This window comes from Mucilaginibacter sp. Bleaf8 (assembly GCF_018390515.1).
GTDB lineage: Bacteria > Bacteroidota > Bacteroidia > Sphingobacteriales > Sphingobacteriaceae > Mucilaginibacter.
The window spans coordinates 176,897-203,482 of sequence record NZ_JAHBBK010000003.1; the positions used below are offsets into that span (position 1 = coordinate 176,897).

The window sequence follows — 26,586 nt, forward strand, 5'->3', positions numbered from 1 at the left end:
CCGATCGTTCTCCGGTCTAACAGCGGTAAATTTCCGCTTCAGCCTTCGGTTGATTCATATAAAGCGTCGTTCGTGATCTGGGCGCTTTTTTATCATACCCGGCCTGCGTTCTGCCGGCCCTAAAAGATCTCCCTCCATTTTCTTTTTCTACTTTTCATGTTTACCAAAACCAAAAAGCTGTGGGCTTCAGCCGTATTGCTGGCCCTGTCTGTTCCGGTATTTGCCCAGTCGGGTGTTAATGGCCTGAATACCGCCACATCTACCCTGAAGACCTATGTTGACCCGGTTACGAACATCACGCTCGTGATCGGTGGTATCGTTGGCATCGTCGGTGCCATTCGTGTTTATTCCAAATGGAACAGTGGTGACCAGGACATCAATAAAGAATTGATGGGCTGGGGCGGTTCCTGCGTCTTCCTGGTGGTTTCCGCACTGGTCATTAAATCTTTCTTCGGCTTATAATGGCCAGGAAATATCCTGTTTATAAGGGGCTTCAGCGGCCCCTTATATTTAAAGGGTTTAAAGGCAAATTCATTTACTGGGGGATTGCCTCGCTGTTGACCGGACTTGTTCTCGGTGCCCTGACCATGTCGCTGGTCAGCATGTGGCTCGGGGCGGTAATCCTCGTCGGTTCTGTCGTCGGCGGCCTGCTTTTCACAGCAGCCAAACAGAAGGACGGCCTGCATACCAAAAGCCGCACATCAAACATTTATATTCTTAATCACTATGGCCGTAAAGACATTATTTAACATTCCTTACGCAGGCGTGGATAAAGGCGCTGACTTCGATCTGCTCATTGGCCTTAACGGCGAATGTTCCGTAGTCATTCAGATGACCAACCCGGTTACCCGGTATGCTGCCTATCCCGCAGGATACGATGAATTTCACCACTTGCTGATCAATATCGTTAAAATCTTAGGCGATAATTACCTGCTGCAAAAACAGGATATCATCAGCCGATCACCTTATCAGGGCGCTCCGGCCAGTGAATATCTCCAGCAGCAATACAACGCTCATTTTAAGGACAGGGAAAGGCTGCAGGTCACGACCTACCTGACCATTACCCGGCAGGTCAAAAAGGGGACTTTCTATGTCTACGACGGCCGGTTGCTGAGGGAGTTCAGGCAGACCGTTGGTAAAGTTCTGGACCTCCTGCCTCATGCCAGGGCATTACGGGAAGCCCGCCTGAATCAATTGGTACTGCAGCTGTTAAGCATGGATTTTAGTCGGCCGAATCTGGTGCTCAACAATCTTGCACCGTCGGATACGGAGATCCGGATAGGTGAGAAAGCGGTACGCAGCATCAGTCTGGTTAACATCGACAGCATTGATCTTCCGCCGGATGTTGCCAGCCATATCGAGTTGAACGAAAAAGAAAGCATGCGTGGATTTCCGGTAGATTTTCTCTCGTTCCTTTTTAAAGTGCCCGGCGTTGATGTGATCGTGTTTAACCAGCTGATCGAAATCCCCAATCAGGCGGTTACCCTGCGAAAACTGGAACAAAAGAAAAAACGCCATGCCGGCATACCTGACCCGGCTAACCAGCTCTGCGTGGAAGACATAGACCTGCTGCTCCATGACGTTGCCCGTGAAAACCAGTTGCTGGTCAACTGCCATTTCAATATCCTGGTTGCCGCACCGGTACCGGCTATGGAGAAGGCAGTAAACTTTGTGGAAAGTTCCTTATTTCAACTGGGTATCATCCCGAGTAAAAATGCCTATAACCAGCTGGAACTTTTCCGTACCGCGCTTCCCGGAAATGGCACGGAACTTAAAGCCTATGATTGGTTTCTCACCACCTGCGATGCGGCGGTCTGTTTTTTCTTTAAAGAATCGTTACCTACCGACGAGCCCTCCGAATTCCTGCTGCGCTTTACTGACCGGCAGGGGATTCCGGTAGGTATAGACCCTGCCGATCTGCCCATGCGGACCGGACGGATCAATAACCGCAACAAATTTGTACTTGGACCCAGCGGCTCCGGAAAAAGCTTTTTTATGAACGCCCTGATCGAACAGTATATGCTGTATAATATGGATATCGTCATCGTCGATACCGGTCATTCTTATTCCGGCTTATGTTCGTATTACCGTGGCAAGTATATCACCTACACCGACAAGGCGCCCATTACCATGAACCCTTTCCGTATCACGGAAGAGGAGTACAATATCGAAAAGAAGGATTTTTTATGCACGCTGATCGGCGTAGCCTGGAAAGGTGCGGAAGGAACGTTCAGCCCGGTGGAGCGTGATGTGGTCGCCAACGTCATATCAGCTTACTACAGCCAGGCGTTCGCGGACAAGGGTGAACTCGGCTTTAATACATTTTACGAGTTTGCCCTGGTGAAAATACCGGAGATCAGACGCGAAGAAAAGATCATTTTTGACTTTGACGAGTTTCGCTACGTCCTCAAAAAGTTTTATAAGGGAGGTGAATTTTCCGTCATCTTAAACAAGGAAGCAGATCAGTCATTATTTACCGAGCGCTTTATTGTCTTCGAGATCGACTCCATCAAGGAGCACAAAATCCTGTTTCCCATCGTTACGCTGATCATCATGGATGTCTTTATCCAGAAGATGCGCTACCGGTCGGACAGGCGCAAGGCCCTGATTGTGGAAGAAGCCTGGAAAGCCATCGCCAGCCCTTTAATGGCCGGTTATCTGCTTTATCTCTACAAGACGGTCCGGAAATTCTGGGGGGAAGCCATTGTCGTGACCCAGGAACTGGGCGATATCATTGGTAACGCCGTGGTGAAAGACAGTATCATCAATAATTCAGATACCATCTGCCTGCTGGACCAGACCAAGTTCAAGGATAACTACAACGCCATAGCGGCCCTGCTGTCCATTAACGAAACGGAACGCCGGAAGATCTTTACGATCAACCAGCTGGATAATACAGAAAACCGGGGCAGGTTCAAGGAGGTCTACATTCGCCGCGGGGCCATTGGCGAAGTGTACGGCGTAGAGGTTTCCCTGCAGCAATACCTGACCTATACGACAGAAAAGCCCGAGAAATCCGCGGTAGAAAGTTATACCAGCCGTTACGGCTCTTATGCTGACGGCCTGGATGCCTTTGTGGCAGATCTTCATCAAAGCGGTAAGTCTTTGCCTGCTTTCATCGCACATGTTAATCAAAATCTATGAACAAATATTTTATTGCCCTTCTGGTGGCTTTGCTGGCTGCGGGATTCCGCCAGGCCAATGCACAGGAACTGGTTGTCGATCCGACCGTTTCTGGAGCCATCGCACTCAACTCCGGTATTATCAACGGCCAGTTAAACACGACGAACAACAAACTGGATCTCATTCAAAAAGGTCAGCTTGCCGTAAGCGGGCAGCTGGTCATCGTCAATAGCCTGCAAAGCCGGATTTACCAGGGATTGAGCCAAGTGGCCTCCGCCCTGAATAATTTGACCACCATCAAGGAAATTGCAGAATGTGGCGCCGATATCATCACAGACGTGGAATCTTCCGTTACGCTGGCCAAATCAAACCCGGTATTACTGCTGTTTGCTGAGCAGGGTGCCCGGGATTTTCAGCAGCGGGCAGTCACACTCGCCGCGGATGTGAGCGCTTTTGTACTGAAAGGAGGTAACGGGAACCTGATGGATTCCGGAGAACGCAGTAAGCTTTTGAACCATATTGCGGGTGAAATGAGGATACTGCGGGGCATTGCTTACGGCATGAACCGGGCGATGTACTGGGCAAAGATCAATGGCGTCCTGCATTCCCTCAATCCCTGGGCAGAATGGCAGAACCAGGATGTGCGGATCGCCAATGAAGTGTTGACCAATGCCAAATACCTGAAGCCATGAACAAACTCTTAATCGCTATGCTACTGGGCCTGAGCGTGTTTTCGCTGCGGGCTTTTGCGCAGCAAAGTGTCCTGGATATCCCGGCACTGCACCAGCTGGTCGATCAGTCCGAATCAGAAAATAAGCTGCAGGTGAATGCGAAAAATCAGCAGGCGCTTGCCACCGCCAATGAGCAGGCTAACCTCACTTTGCTGGACAAGATGAAAGCTGTTTACCGAACACTTCAACAGCGCTATAATACGCTGGGAACGGCTATCAACATCGCCGATATCAGTATCTATGCAACGCCCATGGTCGGCAGGATCGTCAGCAACCAGGCGCAGATCGTGCAGTTGGTCCAGAAAAATCCGGCGCTCGTCGCGGTTGGTTATGCGTCTGCACTGCAGTTCGCCGCTCAGGCCCAAAGCCTGGTCGCCTACGTGACCGGTTTATCACTTTCTATCGGGGATGTGAACCAGATGAAAGCGTCCGACCGCAAAATTTTGTTCGATTATGTGATCTCCGAATTAAGCAATATTCAGAACCTGTCCGGCAATATGCTTAGCATGATGCAGTACTCCAATCTGTCTGCTTTATTAAAGGCGGCTAATCCCTTCCAGAACTTTATCAATGCGGACATGACTATCGGACGGGATATCATTACGAATGCCAAATATTTGAAATGAAAGATTATCTGATGACCGCCTTTTTGATTTTGGCGATGGCGACCGTAAAGGCGCAGCAGGTGGTGGTCGACTATAAACACCTGGCCGCCATCTCCCAGAACGCAGCGGTCAGGAGCAGTGCCGAAAGCACGCATGACCAGTACCTGACGAAAATCAACACGAATATTAATGACCTCAATACGAACGCCGGGTCAGTAGTCCTGGCGCAAACCATGATTTATGAAGGGTTAGCCAATGTCGATGCGGCACTTAAAGATGGACTTGCGGTTAAAAATATGGCAGTCATCATTAATGATATGACGGGTTATATTAACCAGGCCCTGATGCTGGCTAAAAGCGATCCCTATCTCCTGGTGTTCGCCGGCAATATTGCAGCCGAAATGCGGACCCGTTCTCTCACCCTGGTCAGTGATGTGTCCGCCTTTGTCCTCAAAGAGGGCGACAACGTGCTGGCAGATTATAATTCCCGCGACCAGTTATTACGCAGGGTCATCCAGCAATTACAGCTGCTGGACAGCTTAGCGTACGGCGCCTGGAAAGCAATGTATTGGGCAAAGGAACGTGGCATCATCGCCTCTGCGACACCCTTTGCGGCCTGGGTCAGCCGGGATAAAGCCTTCGTCACCCAAATTATTCAACAAGCTAAATATTTAAAACCATGAAAATAATTTTGTTAGTGGCGCTTGCGCTGATCGTTTATCGTTCCGCAGGTTTTGCCCAATCTGCCGTCAAAGATGAAAGTGTCAGGTACCAGCAGGAACGCATGGTTTACCTGCAATGGGATCAGAACAAATTTACGCCCAAGGCGGGTTTTCTGAGCCTGAACCCGTACTACTGGCTGACCTGGGGGCTCTTTCACCCGAACTATCACAAAACGGACCTTCGCCCTTTAAGCAGCACCGGACCCCAGACCCAGCGCCTGGCGCTTGTTGGTGCTATGAACAGCACAGACAGCCGCTATAAACTGCAATCCGATACCATCCGGAACACCGCTCTGGCGGAGATAGCTAATCAATCCGGACTGGTAACCGATGCAGATCCTTTATGGCAGCTTTATTATGCAAAAGAACTGAAACCAGTCATCCATCATTCGGCCACCTCCATTCTTGGCGGCCTGTCACCGGCGGTGAGTGCTCAACTGGTGACCGAAGGTCTTTATGCCTGGTATAAAAATGAACTGGACATGCTTGCCGAAAGGGTCAACGCCGCCCACGCCGGTGATATAGACAGGGGTTCGCGCATCCTGGCGTACCACCGGCTCCTGCTGGAATACCGGCGCCTTGCCGGCGTATGGGCGATCCGTACCTCCTCGGCACAAACGACGATGCGGATGACCGCCCAGCAAGAAAAGCTTAAAAACAATCGGGCAGCGGTCAGCCAATGGACACCCCAGACGGATGTTCAGATTGCCAGAACTGTCTTACAACATTTACAATGAAAAAAATTACCTTATTACTGCTCTTCATGACGTTCCTGGTCACGTCGTCTTTTGCCCAGGGTGCCACCACCAGCCCCGACAGCGGCAAAACCCTGCAGTTCCTGCAAGGCGATGGTGTATACGAGTCCGGCGTCATGGTGTTCCTGAAAGGCTTGAAAGATTCCGTATGGGCACATTTTGACCTGTTTATCACGGACGCCAAAGCGCTGTCCGCAATCTTTATGATTATCTTCTTTGCCATTAAATCCTATGAGATGATGGTCGGTGATAAACAGCTGGAGATCATGCCGCTGTTAAGGCCTTTCGGCCTGGCCATGGTGATCCTGTGGTGGGGCGGCTTTGTCAAAATGATTGCCTTTCCCACTGACCTCGTCACCAGCCAGACGGAGCAGATGTTCAATAGCGAACAAACGATCGTCAATGACCTGCGGATGAACCGGACGGCACTCATGGTCGCGGTGGCCAACTCCCTGTACACATTTCAGGCACAGACCGAAGTCGCGGAGAAGGAAAGCGATACCTGGTACGGCCAGGCCTGGGATTCGGTGACCAGTACGGTGAAGGAGGGCATCAGCACGGTGGTTTCCCCGTTGCTGGAACTGAAAGCCCGCCTGCAGGTGGGCATGCAACTGCTGTTCACGCAATTACTGGAACTGCTGGGGATCTGGATATTACGTTTAGCAGTCTATATCATCTTCATGATTCAGATCATCTATTCTACCATCCTCATCATTTTGGGGCCATTCGCTGTGGCCGTGAGTATCTTGCCTGCTTTCCGGGATAGTTTCAGTACCTGGGTGGCCCGGTTTGTTTCGGTCAACCTCTATTCCGGCATCGCCTATCTGATCATGTACCTGACCGGCCTGATGCAGGAGTATGCGCTTACCTCCGAGATCAGTAAATACAAGGAACTGGTCGGGGAAAATGGCCTGGGTGCCGATCTCGAAAAAATGGCCTTGTTCGCCGGGAACGGTATCTTGTCCTTCGGCACCGTCATTATCGTTTTTATGATTGGCGCCATTTGCATGTTCACCGTGCCCAGTATCTCTACCTGGATCATTTCGACTTCAGGCATCAGTTCCGCGACGTCGACTTTCGGCCGCAGTGCCGGCACCGTCGCCAGCATGGCGCGCAAAGCAGGCGGCAGCTTCTTCTGAGCGGTCCGTTCGCTCATCATTTCACTCATTCAGCCATCTATAGCCATGGATAGCTTTTCATTTAAAGTACTTTTTTATGATCATAAAAAACATTGAAGCCAAGGTCAGGCTGGCCACCTTCATTGCGGCGGGCAGCCTCCTGACAGCCCTTTGCATCGTGGGCCTGAATGGCTTTTACGCTTACCAGATGGTATCCAATGCACAGAAGAGTATCTATATTCTGGACAATAATATACCCATCCTCGCCCGTCAGACCGATGTGCAAATGAACCGTCCCGCGGAATACCGGGCGCATGTGGATCTCTTTCATTCCCTCTTCTTTTCCCTGACCCCCGATGATAATTACATGGAATATCAGATGAAGAAAGCGATGTATCTCGTCGATGAATCCGGCATGCAGCAGTATAATAACTTAAAGGAAAATGGTTTTTTCAATTCCATTCTCTCTTCCAGTTCCGTGTTAACCCTGCAAACGGATTCGATAACCATGGATCTGCCCAAACATTATTTCCGGTTCTACGGCAAGCTGAAGATTGACCGGCGCAGCTCCACCGTTGTCCGTTCCCTGATTACCGAAGGATATCTGAAAGATATTCCGCGGAGCGACAATAATCCTCATGGGGTACTCATCACGAACTGGAAAACCCTGGAAAATAAAGATTTGCAAGATGTGGAGAAAAATTCATTCTAACCGGGATCCCAAAGACACTTTATACAGCGAGATCCGCAAAGAATTCAGTGTTTATTTCGGCTTTATAGCCGATACCGGTCAACGGCTCTTTGCAGCTTACCCCCGGATCATTTTTGGTTTGATGGTCGTGTCCATGCTGGCGTCATTCGCGCTGTCCCTAACCGTATTCCGGAACCGGGAAGGGAGTAAGAAAACGCCGGAAAAGAACATCAATACGGTGCAGGATGGCTTTTCGCAGATCATGCAGGCGACCGGGAATATCAGGGAAACCCTGCGCCTTAAAAGTCTGGTAGACAGTCTTTCCGCCAAAAAAGTGCTCGCTGTCCGCGACAGTATGCTGCTCGACAGTGCGCTTGACCGCCTTGCTGAAATTCACCGAACACTTAAATAATACACCATGAAAATAAATGTAAAGCAACCCAAATATGTGTTGCCGGTAATTCTATTGCCTTTTTTCTGCTTTTTTTTCTACACCTGGCAAACCGGCTTTGCGAAGTCGAAACCGCCGGTCAAGGAAATGGCAGGATTAAATGGCTCAGTCGGTAATGTATCGTCAGGGGTCAGAAAAAAACAACTCGCCGATAAGCTGAATGCCTACCGGAACACTTACAAGGAAGCCAACGGCGCGACCGCGGTGAACGCTATTCCGGGTGAACGCTCCAGCGATCCGGCCTATCATAATGACTATTCTGACCTGCAAAAGCAAAAGCTGGACTCGATAAGCCAGGCCATGAAAATTAGCTATGCCACGGGGCAGCTCCATCGTTCCACCGCTTATCCCGTTCGGGACAATCAGGTGGCGCAGGCTGTTAATGCCATGACCCGGCAGGTGCGTGATCAGCATTTCCAGTCGGAAAAACCGGCCAGGGAGAAAGACCCCATGGAAGTCTTTAAGCAGCAAATGGCCATTATGGACAGCATTAACAAACAGAATGATCCGGCCTATAAAGAGGAACTGAAAAAGAAAATTGCTGCTGAACAGGCGGCGAAGCTAAAGGAAACCCAGGTGATCCTGACGGTCAGTAAAGCGCCAACGGCATCAGATGCGTTTAACACGGTGTTGCCCGTTAAGCAAGCCGCTTTTATCAGCGCAGTGATCGATGAGAATATCACCGGCTATGCGGGTTCCCGGTTGCGGCTGAAACTGCTGGAGGATATCAGGGCCGGGAAGACGCTGATCAACAAAGGAACCTATGTTTTTGCGCAGATCAACGGATTCTCCGGCCAGCGGGTCAGCCTGGCGATTACGTCCATTTTGTTTGATGGTAAGATCCTGCCGGTAAAACTGCAGGTCTATGATATGGACGGTATGCCCGGCCTGTACGTACCCGCCTCCGCCTTCCGGGATTTCACGAAAGACCTGGGTGGAAATGCCGTGCAGGGCGTAACGCTGGACGGCGGATCTGGAAACAGCCAGTTTATCATGAGCTCGCTGGATAAAGTTTTCCAAAGCACCTCATCAGCCATCGCGGATCTGATCCGCAAGAACAAAGCCAAGCTAAAATACAATTCTTACCTCTATCTCATCGACACTGATGCGTTACAAAGCGCTCAAAAATCTTATTAATATGAAAAAATTATTCTGCTATCTGATGGTGCTGATCGCGCCTTCCCTTTATGCGCAGGACAAGTTGCCGGTGGCCTACCTGCCTGAAAACCTGACCCTTCATTTTATTTCCCCGGAACCGATTCAGTACGTAGACATTTCCAGCAATGACCTGATCGGCGACCTGCCCTTAAAAAATGTACTGCGCTTAAAACGGCGGGACTCCCTCAGGGTCTTTCCGGGCGCCGTGGTTACGGTTGCAGGTGAGAAGTTTATCGCACAATACCGCTTGCTGCCGGGATCCCCAGATGTACCGACCGAGGTCAATATTGTGCCGGCAGATATGAAGCCCCTGGATATAGCCGGCATCCGTTTATCCCGGAATCAATTGAAAGAGCTCTCGCTGGGTTTGATGGCCCGGGCGCCGGACAAAAGGATGGAACACGTCAGGGTATTTGGTATTACCGGTCAGCTCAACCATGTCTATACCCTCGACGATTATCTGTTTCTGGACATTTCCTATCATAACAAAACGAACCTGAAATATGACATTCAGGACTTCCGGTTCAAGATTGACGACCGGAAGGTGACCAAGGCTGCCAATAACCAATCGGTTGAGATCAAACCGGAGTATACCCTGCTGGAGCAGCCGGGATTCAGTAAAAATTACCGCAACATTTTCGTCTTCCGGAAGATGTCTTTTCCCGGCAATAAGGTTTTACATGCCGAGCTGAGTGAAAAACAATTATCGGGCAGGGTGATCACCCTGTCGGTGTCCTACCAGGATATCCTGGATGCGGACACGCTGACTTACTAATTAAGGTAATATGACTGATCCCATCGCCTACGATTACGTCAAACTCGTGCTGGAAGAGGAGTTCTGGGGCACCTACCTGCGATTTTCCAATCATGGCATCTTACACTACGAGCTTACTAATATCCTCGAACTGTGCGCGCCCCTGGTCAAGGGGCTGGATGAGGACGACCGCTTCTTAAAATATGAAGTGATCGGCACTATCGCTGCTTATTTACAGGAGGTTTAGATGGCTTTCAACCCGATCAAAAAGATGGGCGATAACATCGAAGCGATACGTATCGCGCTGAACTTTCATGGCCAGCCGCTTACTGAACCAGAATTAGCGGCTTTGAAGCGGTATGCCGGATTCGGTGGCTTAAAAGCTGTCCTGTTCCCACCGGGAGACAGGGCCGCCTGGTTAAACTTTGGCGCCTCCGACGCGGATCTGAGACTCTATCCGCAAGTCATGGAACTACATGAAATGCTTGCAGCTAAACTGACGGAGAAAGATTACAAAGCAGCGATCGACTCGGTCAAAAGCAGTTCACAAACCGCCTATTTTACGCCCGGCTATATCCCCGGAGTGATTTACGCGGCCATGTCCGAAAGCCGTATTTTTCCCAGGCGGCTCTACGAACCCAGTGCAGGTGCCGGGATCTTTATAGAAGAAGCTTTACAGGCTTTTGAAGGACTGGAGCACGTTAACGCTGTAGAGAAGGATATTCTAACCGGTAAGATCTTAACGGCACTAAGCAGCGTCCATGCCATCCCCGTGGATGTCCAGGTCAAAAAGCTTGAAGAAACGGCATCGGTTGAAAAAGGACAAGCAGATATTGTGATCAGTAATATTCCCTTTGGAAAGATCGCTGTCCATGATCCGGCCTATAACAAAAGCGGTATTTCCGCGAAGGTGCATACCTATTTCTTTGCCAAAGGCCTCGACAAGATTGCTGACGGCGGCCTGCTGGCCTACATCGTTACGGACGCATTCCTGAACAACCCGTCCAATGTCAATGCGCGGAAATACCTGTTCACCTCGGCTGATCTCCTGTCCGTTGCGGTGCTGCCCGCCAACCTGATGAAGGAGCATGCGAACGTGGAAGTCGGCATGCACCTGATTCTCGTTCAAAAGAATGACCGGAAGGAAACCCTTACGGAGGCGGAGAGCCAGCTGATCGAGACCGTAGAACGGCAGAACAATTTTGGAAAATACTTCATCAATGCCTGGCTGGCCGAGCGGAACGAACTGATTTTTGCGGATGAGATCATCGAGGGAACCAACGCACGCGGCAAAGCCTCCCGTGTCGCCTGGCAGAACGGTCCTATGGAGGATATTGTTCCATTGCTCCGGGAGCATCTCGTCACAGGTTTTGCCCGTCTTGACTATGCCAAATGGCAGGCGATTTCCTTTACAGCCAAGAATAGCCCGCTCCGGCAATTTACCTTTCTGCCAGTTCCCGAAACGGAACAAGCGGCTGCCGGGCTGCCGTTGGTGGCCGGCCAGTTAGGCCTGTTCGACGCGCCGGTTGATCCGGCAAAAACCGATCGTGCCACAGCTTACCTGGATGCTGTCGACCGGCAGACGGTGGACGCCGGAACGGCCAAACTGATCAGTGCCATTCGCACGACCACGAAACCACAGCATGACAGCATCGTCATGCTAACAGCCAGAAGTTTGTCGAACCACCGTTACGTCTATAAGTTGTACAGCAACGTGGCGGAAATATCCTTCTCCTCGAAATGGATGCCCGGTGTTCAGTTAGGTCGCGAACTGGATGCACTGGCCATCCAGCTCAAGCGATACCGCCATGACTACCGGTATGAGGGGGACAGGTCGTTTGAACCTGCCTTTCAGCTGCTGCCGGACAGGGACAAAGCATTCACGAACCTGAAGCCTTTCCATGAAAAGGACACACTGGTGCTCTTGAACGATAAATTGGGACTGATCGGAGAGCCGAAGGATGGCGAAGCAACGTTTAAACCGCTCGATGTGCAGGCGCACATCGCCTTTTACAAAGACTACCTGACGATCAGAAATCTTTACCTGGAACTGACAGCCCTTGAAACGCAGCATCGGATCCAGTATCCGGAATTAAGGACGTCCCTCAACCACCAGTACGATGCCTTTCTGACGCAGTACGGAGAACTGAATAAACCAGTCAACCGGAACCGCATACTCGTTGATCTGGCATTAGGATTCCGGATGCTGTCTTCTCTGGAAGTGCGGGAAGGCGACAAATTCATTCGGTCAGACATCTTCTACGGGCCGCTTTTTCTGCAAAAGGAAATGCTCAAAACCGATGATCCGTCCGCAGCCCTCGCACGTTGCCTTAATGATCTTGGCCGGGTGGACCTGCCGTTAATGGGCAGCATGACCGGCCTCACAGAGGAAGAACTGATCGTCCGGCTGGATAAGCAGATTCTGCTGAATCCGGCTGCGATGAATTGGGAAACGATCGATCAGTATCTTTCAGGAAATGTCGTGGAAAAAATGCTTGTTGCGGAAAAAGAGGCAGCAGCATCGCCTGAACACCTCCATATCGCCCGCAGCCTCGCTGCGATCAAACGTGTACAGCCCGAAAGAATACCGTTTGAACGGTTGGATTTTAACCTGGGGGAACGCTGGGTACCGGTAGAATATTACCAGCGTTTCGCTACTGACCTGTTCAAACTAAAGACCCAGGTGTCGTTTTTTGGCTCGATTGACACTTATAAGGTCAGTTACGCCAAGGGGGGCAATACGGTGACCAACGAGGAATTTTCTGTTACGCCCAGGGAAAGCCACAAAGTAACGGGCCGGACCTTGCTGGAATATGCCTTGCTGAACGTTAATCCAAGCTTTACCTATCCCGTTGAACGTGATGGCAAAACGGTTCGTATTCCGGATACCGAAGCGATTCAGAATGCACACCGCAAGATCGACCAGATGAGGTCGCGCTATCTCCTTTGGTTGCTGGAACTGCCGAACGAGGATAAACAATTCCTGGAAAAGCGGTACAATGACACCTATAACTGCTATACGCTGCGAAAATTTGATGGCGGGCATCTTACATTTCCTGGGCTTGATTTCAAGGCACTCAAGATCCCGGACCTGTATTCCTCGCAACGCAACGCTGCCTGGCGGGTTATCCAGAACAACGGCGGGCTGATCGACCACGAAGTCGGGCTGGGTAAAACGCTGACCATGATCGTTGCCGCCATGGAAATGAAACGGCTGGGCATCGTGCATAAGCCGATGATCATCGCGCTGAAAGCGAACGTGCAGCAGATCGCCGATACCTTCCGGCTGGCTTATCCGAAGGCTAAATTGCTGGCACCGGGTGAGAAAGATTTTGAACCGGCTAAACGCAGACGCATTTTCCACGAGATCAAAAATAATAACTGGGACTGCATCATCCTGACCCACGACCAGTTTGGCAAGATTCCGCAGGCGCCCGAAATCCAGCGCCAGATCCTCGAAACAGAACTGGATAACACGGAACTTGATCTGCTGACCATACAAAAATCCGGTGATGAGATCTCCCGTGAAATGCTGAAAGGGCTCGAAATACGCAAGGAAAACCTGGAGGCCAAATTGCAGGGCGTGATCTCCGCCATAGAGGAGCGGAAAGACACCGGGATCAATTTCCGTGAAATGAATATCGACCACCTGTTCATCGACGAGTCCCATAAGTTCAAGAACCTGACGTTTACCACCAGGCATACGAAAGTGGCCGGTCTGGGTAATATGGCCGGCAGTCAGAAGGCGCTGAACATGCTGTTCGCTATCCGTACGTTGCAGGAAAGGAATGATTCGGATCTCTGCGCGACCTTTTTATCCGGCACCCCAATATCGAACAGCCTGACCGAAATGTACCTTATCTTTAAGTATTTACGGCCCAGAGAACTTGAATGGCAGCAGATTTCCAACTTCGATGCCTGGGCGGCCGTATATGCGCGGAAAACGGTAGATTTTGAATTTAACGTCACAAACGAGATTAGGGCCAAAGAACGTTTCCGGCATTTCATTAAAGTACCGGAGCTGGCCTTATTCTATAACCAGATCACCGATTATAAAACCGCCCGGCATATCGGCCTGGACAAACCGGAGATCGATGAGGTGCTGGTTAATATCAAACCGACGCCCGACCAGCAGGCTTTCATTAAACGGCTGATGCAGTTCGCGAAAACAGGCGACGCTACCCTCATTGGCCGAAATCCATTGACGCGGGACGAAGATAAGGGCCGGATGCTGATTGCGACGAACTACGCCAAAAAAATGGCCGTGGATATGCGGCTGATCGACCCGGTAAGATTCGGCGACCATCCCGGGAACAAGGTCAATGTTTGCGCCAGGAACGTAGCAGCGATCTATCATGAAAGCACCCCGCACAGCGGGACACAGATCATTTTCAGCGATATCGGCACACCTAAAACCGGCGAGTTCAACATTTACGATGCCCTTCGTGATAAACTGGTTACCGATTTTGATGTCCCTGCCGCCCGGATTACGTTTATCCACGACTGGTCAACTGACAAACAGCGGAAGGAACTCTTTAAGAAAATGAACGCCGGAGAAATCCGCATCCTGATCGGAAGTACGGAGAAGGCAGGAACTGGTCTGAACGTTCAGCAGCGGATCGTCGCCATGCACCACCTGGATATCCCCTGGAAGCCTTCTGAGCTGGAACAACGGGATGGCAGAGGGGCCCGGCAGGGTAACTGGCTGGCGAAGATGCACTACGGGAATCAGGTCAAAAATTATATCTATGCCGTCGAGCAATCTTTAGACAACTATAAGTTTAACCTGCTTAAAAATAAGCAGACCTTCATCAGTCAGATGAAAAACAATGAGTTAGCCAAGCGTACGCTGGACGAAGGCGCGATGGATGAACAAAACGGGATGAATTTCTCTGAATACATCGCTATTTTATCGGGTGACACCTCCCTGCTGGAAAAGACCAGGATTGAAAAGAAGCTGGCCGAACTGGAGGGTTATAAAGCTGCTCATTTCAAAGAAGTCTCGCGCAGCCGCTACTTGCTGGACGATTTAAACAAAAGAAGCCGCGATACGAAAGCCACTTTGGAACTGGTCAAAGCGGACGAAACGGCTTACAAGTCCTTGCTGAAATATGATAACGATGGTGTCAAACTCAATCCGATCAGGCTGGCCGGCCTCCAGAGCGCGGATGCCGTCGCTATTGGTCAGCAATTGATTCACCTCTATACGCACTGGACACCGGAGCAGCCCAGTCAAACCGACCATCACCTGGGTGAACTATATGGTTTTGATCTTTTTATCAGGCGAAAATTGCAAACCCTGGATACGGTGTTTTCCGATAAGATCGAATTTGTGACCTCCCTATATGCCCAGAGCCGCGAGTCAGGCATCAAGTATATGCAAAACGGAGGCGCCCCGAATATTGATAACCCTAAACTGGCGGCGCGCTACTTCCTGAACGCCATCGACCGGGTGGTTGGCATGGCAGAGCGCTACGAAAAGGAACTTGCAGGTATGGAGAAACAAATACCGGAAATCACCGCTTTGACCAAACGCCCTTTTGAACAGGAAGGGGAACTCGCTGCGCTGAAAAAAGATCTGGAAAAGCTGGAATTGGAAATCAGTCAAAAAATTGCAGAGGCGGAAACCAAACCCACCCCTGAGGAACAGCTGGTTCATGACGACGGTCCGGAAGAATCAGTCGCCATAAAGTCCGCAGTCAAACGGTGAACAACCCTTTGAAGGGCCTAGCCATCCTTGCATCACCACCTGCAACAACTGGTGGTTTTAGATTGCAGTTCCTATCACTTGAAAGATTAGTGTAGCTAATCCCTTTTCACTTTAAACAAATTACATATGGAAGAAACGCGGGATCAGCAAAAACTCCACGGTTTCCTGCAATGCGGCATTTATCTGTCGCTCCTGCTGGAAGCTGCTATTTTTATTTATCATGATGCCCCTTTCTGGGGCATTTTTTTTACCCCGCTGGATAGATTATCTCATCTCTTTATTTATTCCAGCCTGGTCTATAGTAAACTGGCAACGTTTAGCCTCATCTGCCTGGTCAGCATCGGTACGCTGGCAAAAAAGAAAACAGACCTTGACCCCAAAAAGCATATCGCTTATCCGATGTTGATCGGCATGTTGCTGTTCTTCGGCAGTATCATTTATTATGGTCGTCCCTCGCCGCTCGCATTGGCTTATACGTCCTGGTTTAACCTGCTGTATATGGTATGCTCCTTTACCGGGGCACTCATGGTCAGCGTTTCGATGGATAATGTCTCCAAGTTCATCCGGTCGGGATTAGGCAAGGACAAATGGAATACGGAAGCGGAAAGCTTTATGCAGCCCGTCAAGAAGGTAGAAACGCCTTATTCCGTGAACATCCCCATGCTGTTTTACTATAAAGGGAAGGTCAGGAACGGCTGGATCAACATCTGTAATGTCTTCCGGGGTACTATGGTAATCGGCACGCCCGGAAGCGGCAAAAGCTTTTCGGTGGTCAATCCTTTTATCCGTCAGCTGGTCGCCAAGGAATTCGCCGTTTGTCTTTATGATTTCAAGTTTCCCGATCTCGGGCAGATCGCTTATTACCATTACCTGCTGGCCAAGCAGAACGGTAAGCTGAAGGGTTACGCCTTTCATGTCATCAATCTGAATGACATGGAAAAAAGCCGGCGGATCAATCCCTGGCGGGCCGATTATATCCGCTCCCTGGCTGACGCCGCAGAAACGGCAGAGGCACTGGTCGAAGCGCTGAAGAAAGGGGATCGCTCCGGTGGCAGCGATCAGTTTTTTACACAATCCGCCATTAATTTTCTGGCATCCTGTGTCTACTTCATGAGTAAGTACAAGAATGGCATCTATTCCAGCTTCCCCCATGTGCTGGCCTTGCTCAACCGGAGTTATGAAGAAATCTTCGGTGCCCTGACTTCTGAACCCGAACTCAAGCCGCTGTTGTCGCCTTTTATGACGGCCTACAACGCGAAGGCCTTTGACCAGCTGGAGGGGCAGATCGGCACCTTGAAAATCTTTATCAGCCGGCTGGCCACCAAGGAAACGTACTGGGTCTTTTCCGGCGATGATTTTAACCTGAAGATTTCCGCCAGAGATAATCCGGGCATGCTGGTGCTGGCCAATGACCCCAACACCCAAAACATCAACTCCGCCTGTTACTCCATTATTATCAACCGGCTGACCAAGCTGATCAATACCAAAGGCAATCTGCCTTCCGCCCTGATCGTCGATGAGGTGCCGACCCTGTTCGTGCATCGCGTGGAGAACCTGATCGCGACGGCCCGCTCCAATAAAGTAGCCGTGCTGATGGGCCTGCAGGAATTGCCGCAGTTTAATCAGCAGTACGGAAAGGATACGGCGGCAACCATTACAGCGGTGGTCGGCAGTGTTTTGTCGGGCTCGGTCAGAAATAAAGAGACGCTGGAATGGCTGGAACGCCTGTTCGGCAAATCGAAACAACTGGGCGAAGGCTTGTCCATTGACCGGAACAAGACGTCCACTTCCCTGAATGAAAAACTGGAGGTCCTGATCCCGGCAGGCAAGATCGCCTCGCTGAACGCCGGGGAAATGGTCGGCATGATCGCTGCCGATGCCCAGGAAAAATTCACCGGGCAGTTTGAAACTTCAGCCGTCAATTGCCGCATTAACCTGGACATGACGGAGATCAGGCGCGAGGAGAAAGGTTACCGACCGCTGCCGTCCTATTATGATTTTGATGGTAAGGCCGACGAGAAACTGCGCCAGAACTTCAACGTCATCACGCAGCAAATTCAGGAAATGGTCCTCGCCTTTACGATTCCGGCTCCGCCCGGACCGGTTAAAACGACTTTAAGAAAATGATCAACGAAGAAAATTTACGGGGTACGATCGTCATGATGCACCCGGAAATGTGGGAAGCCCATGCCGACAAACAGGGCGTGATCGGTGAGATCCTGAAAGCCGACCCCGCCAGGGACGATTTCTATGTAACCTACGGCGGCCCCCAGCCACACCTGCACGGCAGTGATGCGCTGATGGTCCTGAAGCCGGCCGATGAGATCATGGAATACCTGCAAAACCACTCGATTGACCTGACGCCCTACGACCTTCAGGATCTCAGGTCCATAGCACGCCTGGTCCACCACGGTACACCCAAACATCTGCGCAGCGCCCTGGAGCTGGTACGGGATAACGAAAACATCCGCGAACAAAGCGTGAGCAGCCTCGAAGAGGTATTGGGCCTTAAACAGGCCAAAAGCATCAAACGCTGATGCAGGCCCTCCGGAGCGCATAACCGCATCCGGCGGGGCCGGAAACAATCCATTTTAAAAATCAATGCAATGAAAAACGAAAGTTTAACCGGATCGCTGGTTTTGGTCCATCCAGATTTTAAAGACGACCCGGTCCAAAGACAGGGCCAGGTTGGCGTCATGACCTATCCGCGGGAACTCAATGAAATGTATGTTTCGTTTCCCGGCGGCGGCGAAGGCGTTTATTCCTGGGATACCCTGCTGAAGCTGAAGGACAAGCAGGATATCGTCAGGAATCTGACATCCAACGGCTCGGCCATGCCGGAAAATGATTTTAAGGCCCTTTACAAAATCATGCTGCTGATGGACCGGGGTACCAGTCTGGGAACCCTGTCCGCGCTGGAAATGGCCCGCGACAATCCCAGTGTATGGGAAAGGGCGCTGGATCCCGTCCGGCAGATCGAACGGCTGGATGCCCATAAAAGTTACGGCCGTTGAAATTCCTTTTCAGTCTCTGTATAGTCTGCCTGCCGCTTAAACACCTGCACATCAACTCCGGGTTTGGATACCGGGTACATCCCCTCAGCGGCAGATACATCCTGCATGAGGGTATCGACCTTCGGGCCCGGCATGATACCGTTTATGCAATCCTGAATGGCGTGGTCACTACCACCGGGTACCAGGAGGGGTTAGGGGTCTATATCCGGCTGACGCACGGTGAGGTGCAATCCGTCTACGGGCATCTTAGCCAGGTAATGGTTGGCGCAGGAGAAAGCGTTTCTGCCGGTGAACCGATCGGTATCACCGGCGCCACGGGCCGGGTAACCGGCGAACACCTGCACTTCAGTATCCGTTACCGGCAGCGGCCTGTCAATCCCATTCAATTTTTATATGTAATGCTAACAAAAATCGAAAATGAGCAAAAATTTCAAAGCACTTCCCGTGCTGCTTTCGGAAAAGCTGATCGGGGAAATTAAGAGCGGGAACTCGCTGTTCCAGAAACCCTTCAAAGAAAACGGCATGCCCGCTTTTGTCGCACCGGTCAACCCGACGACCGGCAAAGGGTACAGCGCGCTCAACGCGCTCGCCTTAGGGATGCAGCGCCATGATGATCCGCGCTGGATGTCTGCCGATGCCGCCCGTTATGCCAATTCATGGGTAAAGAAGGACGAAAAAGGCACGCTGATCGAGTTCCCAAAGACCAGCGACATCCAGGCCATCCGTACCGCGGACGGCAAACGCATCCAGGACGAGGCCGGGGTGACGCAAACCAAAACCGTCACCTTCGACAAACCGCAGGCCGCTAAAGCCTTCCTTTTCAATGGCAGCCAGCTCAATGACCTGCTGCCCCTGGAGGAATACCTGCAGCAACAAAACGCAGCACAGCCCTTGTCACCTCTGGAAAGGGCGGAGAAGCTAGTTGCTGACAGCAAAGCGGTCATTATCCATGGTGGACAGGAGGCTTATTACGATAAGCAGCGTGATGCGATCTTCCTGCCGGAAATGGAGCAGTTTGAAAACGAGACCAAATACTACCAGGCGGCCGTTCATCAGCTGGCACACTGGTCCGGGCACGAGAGCCGCCTCAACCGCCCGATGGAAGGCAAGCTGGGATCGCTGGAGTATGCCCGCGAGGAAATGCGCGCCGCCATTGCCGGCATCCTGATTGGCGCGGAATTAAAGATCGGGCACCACTTCGGCCAGCAGGCCGCCTACATGAACAACTTCGTAAAAATCTTACAGGACGATCCCTTTGAAATTGCGCGTGCTGCCCGGGACGCCCAAAAAGCGGCCAACCTGTTGCTGGGGGTCGGCCCGAAGCGCGAACAGAAACAGGGGCCCGCCACTAACCAGGGATTTAAGAAAGGCGATGAGATCGCTTACCTGGATACTTCCTACAAAGTGCTGGAAACCTACAAAAATAAAAGCGTCAAGGTAGAGGACGCCAGCGGTACCCGCAAAAATATCAAACCTTCGGACGGGCTTTACAACTCCTTGCTGGAAGCCAGGAATCATCCGAGGGAACCGGAAATGGCATTGGAAGAAAGCCGGGAAACAGCGCAAACTTATAAAATAGGCAGATAACATGAACCTGATCCATTATACTGAAAATGAGCTTCCGATCCAGGATCTGGAAACCATCGGGCTGGCCGCGAATGGCCAGCTCCTGCTGAATGTCGACGACCTGAGAGCCCTGCTCTCCGGGAGGAGAACAGGTATCCTGGAGTTAAACGACCTGGAGGCCGAAAACATCAAAATCAAATCGATCCACGCCAAAATTTCCCTGCAGCCGAATCAGGCAGGCCAAGTCGATTTGCTGATCCACCCGATTTATCGCAAAGCGGTTACCCCGGATTTTCTGGACGACAATGAGGCACAGCAGCTACAGAAAGGCGAAGTTGCCAGCCTTCTGAAGATTACCATTGATGACAGGGGCAATAAAAAGGAGTTGCTCGTGGAGTATGATGCCGAGACCCGAGAGTATATCGTCTCCGATACGGAAAAGATCCTGGCACCGGATATGGTCAACAATGAATTTCTGACACCTGCGCAGAAGGAAAATTACCGCAAGGGCAAAGAAGTCCAGATTGCTGATGGTACCAAACTGGCGTATTCAGGCGTTGATCATCACGGCATCCGTTCCAATAAATTGGCGCTGGTTGCTTCGATCCTGATCGATGGCGGACTTTCCTATATGGTGTATAAAGGACTGAATGCCCTGTTCAATCAAAAGCGGGACGGCAAAGCCGCTGAAAAACTAAGTCCTGGCTACTACAACGCACTGAAAGACGTCGAAAATCAGCGTCAGTTCCTGCCTAACCCATTTACCCGGTCCGCCGGACGCGGCAGTAGTTCACGCTGATGATCGCTGCGCTTGATCATTTAGGTGTGCCGCCGGAGATGCAGGCTTACTTCAACTTGAATGAATTGGTCTTCCACTATGGCACGGACACAGAAGAGTTTGGCAACGGGTTCCACAAGGTGCCGACCACCGGCAACCTCTGGTTAGCCGGGCCGGATGTTGCTTCGGAAGTTGTCATCACCAATTCCGCTATGGAAGCCATCGCTTTTCTGACGCTGCAACGGCCACGTTATCCCAAGCTGGATCACGTGGCCTTCATCGCTATTGGTAACCAGCTGCAACCCGGCCAGGTGGACTGGATCAGCCGCCACTTCCCCAAACGCAAATTTACGCTGGTATTTGGCAACGATCTCGTCGGCAACATGACGGATATTAAACTTGCCACCGGCTTGAAGGGCATGCGCTTTCGGTTGCTTCATGTCCGTCATCAAACCATGATCATGAACATTGAGAAACTGGAAATATTTGAAGACAGCAAGATTACCCTGAGCGTTTTTGAAAGAGCTTTTGGCCTCCGAACGGGTATCCGGACGCGCAAGCCGATCTTACACAGTTCCTATTTAAATCAATTACAACATGACAACAACCGATGATATTGTGCTCCGGCCTGCCGTAAGTTTTGCTTTCCTGCAGGTATTGCCGCTGATCCTGTTTAGCCTGACGTTTCTTCTACTGGCCTGGTACCTGTCACCTTATTTTATTTTTTTCAGCATTCCGGTATGTGCGGCCGCAGGATACCGAATGTGGTATATCAGGAGTATGCAATACCTGATCAGCAGGGAGTATATCCGCCTGACCAGGGGACTTTTATTCAAGCGGGTAGATCAGCTGGAAATGTACCGTATCAAAGACTTCATCATTACGCAACCTTTCAGTTTACAATTGCTTCGATTGATGAACCTTACCCTGAAGAGTACAGACACCGAAAATGCAGTGATCACTTTCCATGGCATTCCTTTTTCCGAAATTACAGATACGATCCGGGAGCGGGTACAGGAGGCCCGTCATGGCAATAATATTTACGAAATAAATTGAAAATGCACTTTAGGTTACTAATTAATTTAGTATCTTAAAATAACCGAAAGTATCATGAAAGCAATTGTTCGCAACGTCTTGTTAGCTTGTTTTATATCCACTTTTGCCTTGTTTGGCTTGTTAGGGAGGAAGAAGGAGCCTGTGCTGGCACCGGCGCATTACCAGGCAGCGCAGCCTTTGATCACCGAAGTACAAAAAGAAAACCTGACCTGCCTTGGTGTGGCCCTGCTAACCTGGGTGCTGTGTATCTGGCGGTGTGCCGTGCTCAATAAACGCATGAGTGATGAGCGCGAATACCAGCGGCGTTTTAATGACTACATGCGTGAGTCCGCTTTTAACCGTCATTTATATTGACGGCAATAAAATAATTGATAAGTTTACAGCCTTAAGCGGGTCTTCGCCCGCAATTGTGATAAGGTTTAGGTTGAAAGGTCCCGGCGGCGAGCGTACGGGACCTTTCTTTTTTGCTCAATTTTTTTGTCGCTTGCTTTATGAAGCACGAGATTTCTTGAGAAATGACGAGACCCGTACTGCGATTGCAATATGGGCATTGAAGATTTTTATTCAATGGCTACCCATGAAAGATAAGTTAGGATCCTCAACGGAGGAAAAAGATCAGAACAACCCCTCCACAAACAAAAAATCTCCCAAAATCGGCAAAGTGATAGTCCCTAAGGAGCCGGTGAAAAGATACCGCGTGACAGTACATTACTTGCCAGTCACGGAAGAGGAAGCCCGGATTAAAAAGGCTATTATCGAGAGCATTATGAAAAAGACGCCTCCTAAGTAATAGTCAATTGCGTCTATAAATTACAAGATTAACGGAAGGAGATAATTGTTAAATACTTGATAATTAGGATATTATGAAGATTTCAGCTTGATTTTCTGAAATTTAATTCTTAATTTAGGCAACAGAACATCAGATCATGGAAGAGAAAAAGCACGTTGGTATTTGGATCAGGGTTTCCACGGACATGCAGGTTAAGGATGATAGTCCGGAACATCACGAGCGCAGGGCACGGTATTACGTAGAATCTAGGGATTGGCAGGTCGTCGAAGTGTATAGATTGGAGGCTGTGTCAGGGAAAACGGTCATGAATCACCCGGAAGCGCAGCGAATGCTCAAAGACTTAAGAAGCGGGCGCATTTCCGGCCTGGTATTTTCCAAACTTGCCCGCCTTGCCCGTAGTACCAAAGAACTTCTGGAATTTGCAGAGATATTTCGAAAAGAGGGCGCAGACCTGGTTTCGTTGGCAGAACAGATCGATACTAGCACACCAGCCGGCAGGCTGTTTTTTACGATAGTCGCTGCAATGGCGGAATGGGAACGGGAGGAAATATCCAGTCGTGTTTCAGCGTCAGTTCCCATCCGCGCGAAGATGGGGAAACCGCTGGGTGGACAGGCTAGCTTTGGTTATAAATGGCAGGACAAATCAATGGTAATCGATGAGAAAGAGGCTCCGATTCGCAAACTGATGTACGAGATCTTCCTGGAATGTCAGCGCAAAAAAACAACTGCCGAAAGGTTAAATGAGCTGGGGCATCGAACCCGGAATGGTTCTCGTTTCTCCGATACCACAATTGACCGGCTATTAAGGGATACCACCGCAAAAGGTCAGCGACTCGCTAATCACACCAAGAGCATCGGAGAGGGTAGGCAATGGATTACCAAGCCACAGGAGGAATGGATTATCATTCCCTGTCCCTCTATTGTTTCAGAAGAATTATGGGAAAAGTGTAATGCTGTCCTCGATGAACAATCCACCAAACGCGCCAAGAGGGGTAGGATATCAGAATACCTGCTCGCCGGTTTGGTTAAGTGTGAATGTGGTACACCTATGTATGTGTTCAGTACAGCTAAGAAATTTACCTGCAGAAAATGCAAGAACAATGTCAGGGTGTCAGATATGGATAATTATTACCAGCAAGTCCTTAAAGGATATCTGAATGATATTCAACCTCAGATGTATGTTGAAGAACTGGAGGCGGACATACGGGTAAAAGAAGGCTTATTAAGCGCTTCCTTGAAAAAGCGTACCCAACTGCGAAAAAAAATGGACGAATTGGTCCCCTTAAGGGTAAGCGGGGATCTTGACAAAGAGCATTTTGCTGAGATCTACCAACCACTTGTCACGCAAGTGCATCAACTTGACAGATCTATACCGGAACTGCAGGCAGAGATCGATCTAAAGCGTGTGCAGGTTACCTCAGCTGACCATGTCCTTAAAGAAGCAAAAGGCTTATACAAAGCTTGGTCGAGCATGCTTTTTTCTCAAAAACGCCCTATAGTTGAGACAATCACAGAATATATTACTATTGGAAAAGAGACGATCGACGTAGGAATTCACCATGTTTCTTCATCCTCGAAACTAACAAGTCAACACGAATTCAAGGGTTCATGGAGGCCACCAGCATAAAACTGGCCGGATAATCAACCGTAAAGCGGGCGCGTGACACGGTAATGCGGCGCTCTTCCAACGGCTGGCGCATTACCTCGAGCACCGTGCGCTTAAACTCCGGCAACTCATCGAGAAACAGTACACCGTTGTGGGCCAGTGATATTTCGCCGGGTTGCGGGTTACTACCGCCGCCAACCAAAGCCACATCGCTGATGGTGTGGTGCGGCGAGCGGAACGGCCGTACGGTTACCAGCGCATCGGCTGCCTGCATTTTACCGGCTACGGAGTGTATCTTGGTTGTCTCGAGCGATTCATGAATGGTAAGCGGCGGCATAATGGATGGCATACGCCGCGCCAGCATGGTTTTACCGGCTCCCGGCGGACCAATCAGGATAACGTTGTGACCACCGGCTGCGGCAATTTCCAGCGCACGCTTAATATTTTCCTGGCCTTTTACATCGCTAAAGTCGCTATCATAATTGCACAGGCTATCATAAAACTCTTCGCGGGTGTTTACAACTTCTCTCTTTAGCTGCGTATCGCCATTAAAAAAGCCGGCAATATCTTTAATGCTTTCAACGCCGTATACTTCCAAATCATTTACAATAGCGGCCTCACGGGCGTTTTGCTTGGGCAGGATGAAACCTTTAAAACCTTCTTTACGGGCTTGTATGGCAATAGGCAGTGCACCTTTAATAGGCTGCAAACCGCCATCCAGCGACAACTCGCCCATGATAATGTATTTATCCAGATCATTAACTTCCATCTGGCCAGAGGCGGCCAGTATGGCGGTGGCAATGGTCAGATCATAAGCCGAGCCCTCTTTACGGATATCGGCCGGGGCCATGTTAACTACCAGTTGCTGGCGGGGCATTTTGTAATTGCAATTCTTGAGGGCCGATTCGATACGGAAATAGCTTTCTTTGATGGCCACATCGGGCAAACCCACAATAAAGTACTTGGTACCGGGAGCAATGTTCACTTCTACTGTAATGGTAGTAGCCTGTATACCGTAAACCGCGCTGCCAAAGGTTTTAACTAACAAGGTGATAAAGTTTTTATATTATGAAGCAATAAAGATATTAATTTATGCCTTTTGCCCCAAACCTTTGCTCAAGTGGCAAATCCGAATAATGCAGGTGTACCACTTTTAAAGTGGTACAAAGCGGAACAAACCGGTACACGCCGGAACAGGTGGTACACTTTGGTACACCTAAAACGCCGTTTGCAGCACGCAGAGGCCGTATAAAAATAGTGGTACAGTGTGGAACACCCGGAACAGTTTGGTACAGGTATTTATACTCATGACACGATCTTGTCAGTACTTTAGGTGAGTTTTTTAACTTGTATTTATGGAGGAGCTATAATGATAACGCCATCTCTGTACCAAATGATATGCGAGGGGATGGCCACATTATCACTCGACATGACAGGTGGGTGTTTGTGATATAAACAAAAAAAGCCGCCCCTGCATCAGGAACGGCTTAGCTCATAAATGTTTCTTGTTATTTTACGCTCAACGCTACTTCGATGTTGCCGCGGGTGGCGTTAGAGTAGGGGCAAACGGCATGTGCTTTTTTTACCAGTTCCAGCGCGGCTTCACGGTCAACGCCCGGAATTTCCACGTCCAGCTTTACAGCCAGGTTAAAGCCGCCATTATCCTGTTTCATGATGCTTACTTCGGCTGTTACGGCGGTGGTGCCGGTCTGCACTTTTTCCATCCGGATAATCAAGTTCAGGGCGCTGTCAAAACAGGCAGCATAGCCACCGGCAAACAAAATTTCGGGGTTAAGGTAAGTACCGCCCGGACCGCCCATTTCTTTCGGGATGCGGGTTTCGATATCCAGTGCACCATCTGCAGATTTTACCTGGCCATTGCGGCCGCCGGTAGCCGTAGCTTTGGCTGTATACAAGCTTTCCATTTCTTTTTAATTTATTATTAGGTGATATATGTA

26 protein-coding genes and 1 pseudogene are annotated in these 26,586 nt (G+C 50.2%); 25 read left to right on the top strand and 2 right to left on the bottom strand.

The features are described from left to right. Nucleotides 1-156: 156 nt before the first annotated feature. The 25 genes from KHS38_RS14200 (at nucleotide 157) to KHS38_RS14320 (ending at nucleotide 24,649) form a co-directional block, all read left to right on the top strand. A complete protein-coding gene (locus tag KHS38_RS14200; RefSeq protein WP_213489265.1) occupies nucleotides 157-462 on the top strand; it encodes a DUF4134 domain-containing protein in 306 nt (101 codons plus the stop codon). Continuing rightward, nucleotides 462-749 carry a plasmid transfer protein gene (locus tag KHS38_RS14205; protein WP_249665418.1) on the top strand — a complete coding sequence of 96 codons (288 nt, stop codon included), beginning with the start codon at nucleotides 462-464 and terminating at the stop codon, nucleotides 747-749. Before KHS38_RS14200 ends, KHS38_RS14205 begins: the two co-directional genes overlap by 1 nt. Beyond that, nucleotides 727-3,144 (top strand): TraG family conjugative transposon ATPase, encoded by a 2,418-nt coding sequence (locus tag KHS38_RS14210; RefSeq protein ID WP_213489266.1) that lies wholly within the window; start codon nucleotides 727-729, stop codon nucleotides 3,142-3,144. The genes KHS38_RS14205 and KHS38_RS14210 overlap by 23 nt, the downstream gene beginning before the upstream one ends. Beyond that, entirely contained in the window at nucleotides 3,141-3,815 is a 675-nt protein-coding gene (locus KHS38_RS14215; RefSeq protein WP_213489267.1) for a hypothetical protein, read from the top strand. Before KHS38_RS14210 ends, KHS38_RS14215 begins: the two co-directional genes overlap by 4 nt. After that, nucleotides 3,812-4,480, top strand: coding sequence for a hypothetical protein (locus KHS38_RS14220; RefSeq protein ID WP_213489268.1), 669 nt, complete (start codon nucleotides 3,812-3,814; stop codon nucleotides 4,478-4,480). Before KHS38_RS14215 ends, KHS38_RS14220 begins: the two co-directional genes overlap by 4 nt. Next, on the top strand, nucleotides 4,477-5,142 hold the full coding sequence (locus tag KHS38_RS14225; RefSeq protein WP_213489269.1) for a hypothetical protein: 666 nt from the start codon (nucleotides 4,477-4,479) through the stop codon (nucleotides 5,140-5,142). The genes KHS38_RS14220 and KHS38_RS14225 overlap by 4 nt, the downstream gene beginning before the upstream one ends. Further along, nucleotides 5,139-5,918 (top strand): hypothetical protein, encoded by a 780-nt coding sequence (locus tag KHS38_RS14230; RefSeq protein ID WP_213489270.1) that lies wholly within the window; start codon nucleotides 5,139-5,141, stop codon nucleotides 5,916-5,918. The genes KHS38_RS14225 and KHS38_RS14230 overlap by 4 nt, the downstream gene beginning before the upstream one ends. Further along, a complete protein-coding gene (locus tag KHS38_RS14235) occupies nucleotides 5,915-7,075 on the top strand; it encodes a TraJ family protein (protein ID WP_213489271.1) in 1,161 nt (386 codons plus the stop codon). Before KHS38_RS14230 ends, KHS38_RS14235 begins: the two co-directional genes overlap by 4 nt. Nucleotides 7,076-7,151: 76 nt before the next feature. Next, complete coding sequence (gene traK / locus KHS38_RS14240) at nucleotides 7,152-7,766, top strand: conjugative transposon protein TraK (RefSeq protein ID WP_213489272.1); 615 nt, start codon at nucleotides 7,152-7,154, stop codon at nucleotides 7,764-7,766. Next, a complete protein-coding gene (locus KHS38_RS14245; RefSeq protein ID WP_213489273.1) occupies nucleotides 7,744-8,157 on the top strand; it encodes a hypothetical protein in 414 nt (137 codons plus the stop codon). Before traK ends, KHS38_RS14245 begins: the two co-directional genes overlap by 23 nt. 6 nt (nucleotides 8,158-8,163) lie before the next feature. Then, nucleotides 8,164-9,333, top strand: coding sequence for a conjugative transposon protein TraM (gene traM, locus KHS38_RS14250; RefSeq protein WP_213489274.1), 1,170 nt, complete (start codon nucleotides 8,164-8,166; stop codon nucleotides 9,331-9,333). Between the two features lies 1 nt (nucleotide 9,334). Then, a complete protein-coding gene (locus tag KHS38_RS14255) occupies nucleotides 9,335-10,129 on the top strand; it encodes a DUF4138 domain-containing protein (RefSeq protein ID WP_213489275.1) in 795 nt (264 codons plus the stop codon). Between the two features lie 10 nt (nucleotides 10,130-10,139). Beyond that, nucleotides 10,140-10,355, top strand: coding sequence for a hypothetical protein (locus KHS38_RS14260; RefSeq protein WP_213489276.1), 216 nt, complete (start codon nucleotides 10,140-10,142; stop codon nucleotides 10,353-10,355). Continuing rightward, nucleotides 10,356-15,818, top strand: coding sequence for a helicase-like domain-containing protein (locus KHS38_RS14265; RefSeq protein ID WP_213489277.1), 5,463 nt, complete (start codon nucleotides 10,356-10,358; stop codon nucleotides 15,816-15,818). 126 nt (nucleotides 15,819-15,944) lie between these two features. After that, nucleotides 15,945-17,945, top strand: a complete 2,001-nt coding sequence (locus KHS38_RS14270; RefSeq protein WP_213489278.1) for a type IV secretion system DNA-binding domain-containing protein — start codon at nucleotides 15,945-15,947, stop codon at nucleotides 17,943-17,945. Next, a complete protein-coding gene (locus KHS38_RS14275; RefSeq protein ID WP_213489279.1) occupies nucleotides 17,942-18,355 on the top strand; it encodes a hypothetical protein in 414 nt (137 codons plus the stop codon). Before KHS38_RS14270 ends, KHS38_RS14275 begins: the two co-directional genes overlap by 4 nt. Nucleotides 18,356-18,424: 69 nt before the next feature. Continuing rightward, a complete protein-coding gene (locus KHS38_RS14280) occupies nucleotides 18,425-18,832 on the top strand; it encodes a hypothetical protein (protein ID WP_213489280.1) in 408 nt (135 codons plus the stop codon). Next, nucleotides 18,829-19,311: a M23 family metallopeptidase gene (locus KHS38_RS14285; protein ID WP_213489281.1), complete on the top strand. Its 483-nt coding sequence runs from the start codon at nucleotides 18,829-18,831 to the stop codon at nucleotides 19,309-19,311. The genes KHS38_RS14280 and KHS38_RS14285 overlap by 4 nt, the downstream gene beginning before the upstream one ends. After that, on the top strand, nucleotides 19,250-20,419 hold the full coding sequence (locus KHS38_RS14290; protein ID WP_213489282.1) for an ArdC family protein: 1,170 nt from the start codon (nucleotides 19,250-19,252) through the stop codon (nucleotides 20,417-20,419). The genes KHS38_RS14285 and KHS38_RS14290 overlap by 62 nt, the downstream gene beginning before the upstream one ends. 1 nt (nucleotide 20,420) lies before the next feature. Then, nucleotides 20,421-21,197 carry a DUF4099 domain-containing protein gene (locus KHS38_RS14295; RefSeq protein ID WP_213489283.1) on the top strand — a complete coding sequence of 259 codons (777 nt, stop codon included), beginning with the start codon at nucleotides 20,421-20,423 and terminating at the stop codon, nucleotides 21,195-21,197. Continuing rightward, nucleotides 21,197-21,790, top strand: coding sequence for a hypothetical protein (locus KHS38_RS14300; RefSeq protein WP_213489284.1), 594 nt, complete (start codon nucleotides 21,197-21,199; stop codon nucleotides 21,788-21,790). The genes KHS38_RS14295 and KHS38_RS14300 overlap by 1 nt, the downstream gene beginning before the upstream one ends. Further along, a complete protein-coding gene (locus tag KHS38_RS14305; protein ID WP_213489285.1) occupies nucleotides 21,774-22,232 on the top strand; it encodes a PH domain-containing protein in 459 nt (152 codons plus the stop codon). Before KHS38_RS14300 ends, KHS38_RS14305 begins: the two co-directional genes overlap by 17 nt. A 54-nt stretch (nucleotides 22,233-22,286) precedes the next feature. Next, nucleotides 22,287-22,586, top strand: coding sequence for a hypothetical protein (locus tag KHS38_RS14310; protein ID WP_213489286.1), 300 nt, complete (start codon nucleotides 22,287-22,289; stop codon nucleotides 22,584-22,586). After that, entirely contained in the window at nucleotides 22,516-23,022 is a 507-nt protein-coding gene (locus KHS38_RS14315) for a hypothetical protein (RefSeq protein ID WP_213489287.1), read from the top strand. The genes KHS38_RS14310 and KHS38_RS14315 overlap by 71 nt, the downstream gene beginning before the upstream one ends. A gap of 136 nt (nucleotides 23,023-23,158) precedes the next feature. Further along, nucleotides 23,159-24,649: a recombinase family protein gene (locus KHS38_RS14320; RefSeq protein WP_213489288.1), complete on the top strand. Its 1,491-nt coding sequence runs from the start codon at nucleotides 23,159-23,161 to the stop codon at nucleotides 24,647-24,649. On the opposite strand, the pseudogene KHS38_RS14325 reads toward KHS38_RS14320, so the two are convergent. Continuing rightward, nucleotides 24,624-25,676 (bottom strand): annotated as a pseudogene (locus KHS38_RS14325) (YifB family Mg chelatase-like AAA ATPase); the annotation flags it as partial. The gene KHS38_RS14320 and the pseudogene KHS38_RS14325 overlap by 26 nt on opposite strands. A gap of 460 nt (nucleotides 25,677-26,136) precedes the next feature. Then, nucleotides 26,137-26,553 (bottom strand): organic hydroperoxide resistance protein, encoded by a 417-nt coding sequence (locus KHS38_RS14330; RefSeq protein WP_213489289.1) that lies wholly within the window; start codon nucleotides 26,551-26,553, stop codon nucleotides 26,137-26,139. Between the last annotated feature and the right edge of the window lie 33 nt (nucleotides 26,554-26,586).

Coding starts and splice junctions, on each gene's coding strand:
- KHS38_RS14200 (WP_213489265.1), top strand. CDS start 157: ATGTTTACCAAAACCAAAAAGCTGTGGGCTTCAGCCGTATTGCTGGCC.
- KHS38_RS14205 (WP_249665418.1), top strand. CDS start 462: ATGGCCAGGAAATATCCTGTTTATAAGGGGCTTCAGCGGCCCCTTATA.
- KHS38_RS14210 (WP_213489266.1), top strand. CDS start 727: ATGGCCGTAAAGACATTATTTAACATTCCTTACGCAGGCGTGGATAAA.
- KHS38_RS14215 (WP_213489267.1), top strand. CDS start 3,141: ATGAACAAATATTTTATTGCCCTTCTGGTGGCTTTGCTGGCTGCGGGA.
- KHS38_RS14220 (WP_213489268.1), top strand. CDS start 3,812: ATGAACAAACTCTTAATCGCTATGCTACTGGGCCTGAGCGTGTTTTCG.
- KHS38_RS14225 (WP_213489269.1), top strand. CDS start 4,477: ATGAAAGATTATCTGATGACCGCCTTTTTGATTTTGGCGATGGCGACC.
- KHS38_RS14230 (WP_213489270.1), top strand. CDS start 5,139: ATGAAAATAATTTTGTTAGTGGCGCTTGCGCTGATCGTTTATCGTTCC.
- KHS38_RS14235 (WP_213489271.1), top strand. CDS start 5,915: ATGAAAAAAATTACCTTATTACTGCTCTTCATGACGTTCCTGGTCACG.
- traK (WP_213489272.1), top strand. CDS start 7,152: ATGATCATAAAAAACATTGAAGCCAAGGTCAGGCTGGCCACCTTCATT.
- KHS38_RS14245 (WP_213489273.1), top strand. CDS start 7,744: ATGTGGAGAAAAATTCATTCTAACCGGGATCCCAAAGACACTTTATAC.
- traM (WP_213489274.1), top strand. CDS start 8,164: ATGAAAATAAATGTAAAGCAACCCAAATATGTGTTGCCGGTAATTCTA.
- KHS38_RS14255 (WP_213489275.1), top strand. CDS start 9,335: ATGAAAAAATTATTCTGCTATCTGATGGTGCTGATCGCGCCTTCCCTT.
- KHS38_RS14260 (WP_213489276.1), top strand. CDS start 10,140: ATGACTGATCCCATCGCCTACGATTACGTCAAACTCGTGCTGGAAGAG.
- KHS38_RS14265 (WP_213489277.1), top strand. CDS start 10,356: ATGGCTTTCAACCCGATCAAAAAGATGGGCGATAACATCGAAGCGATA.
- KHS38_RS14270 (WP_213489278.1), top strand. CDS start 15,945: ATGGAAGAAACGCGGGATCAGCAAAAACTCCACGGTTTCCTGCAATGC.
- KHS38_RS14275 (WP_213489279.1), top strand. CDS start 17,942: ATGATCAACGAAGAAAATTTACGGGGTACGATCGTCATGATGCACCCG.
- KHS38_RS14280 (WP_213489280.1), top strand. CDS start 18,425: ATGAAAAACGAAAGTTTAACCGGATCGCTGGTTTTGGTCCATCCAGAT.
- KHS38_RS14290 (WP_213489282.1), top strand. CDS start 19,250: ATGAGCAAAAATTTCAAAGCACTTCCCGTGCTGCTTTCGGAAAAGCTG.
- KHS38_RS14295 (WP_213489283.1), top strand. CDS start 20,421: ATGAACCTGATCCATTATACTGAAAATGAGCTTCCGATCCAGGATCTG.
- KHS38_RS14300 (WP_213489284.1), top strand. CDS start 21,197: ATGATCGCTGCGCTTGATCATTTAGGTGTGCCGCCGGAGATGCAGGCT.
- KHS38_RS14305 (WP_213489285.1), top strand. CDS start 21,774: ATGACAACAACCGATGATATTGTGCTCCGGCCTGCCGTAAGTTTTGCT.
- KHS38_RS14310 (WP_213489286.1), top strand. CDS start 22,287: ATGAAAGCAATTGTTCGCAACGTCTTGTTAGCTTGTTTTATATCCACT.
- KHS38_RS14315 (WP_213489287.1), top strand. CDS start 22,516: ATGAGCGCGAATACCAGCGGCGTTTTAATGACTACATGCGTGAGTCCG.
- KHS38_RS14320 (WP_213489288.1), top strand. CDS start 23,159: ATGGAAGAGAAAAAGCACGTTGGTATTTGGATCAGGGTTTCCACGGAC.
- KHS38_RS14330 (WP_213489289.1), bottom strand. CDS start 26,553: ATGGAAAGCTTGTATACAGCCAAAGCTACGGCTACCGGCGGCCGCAAT.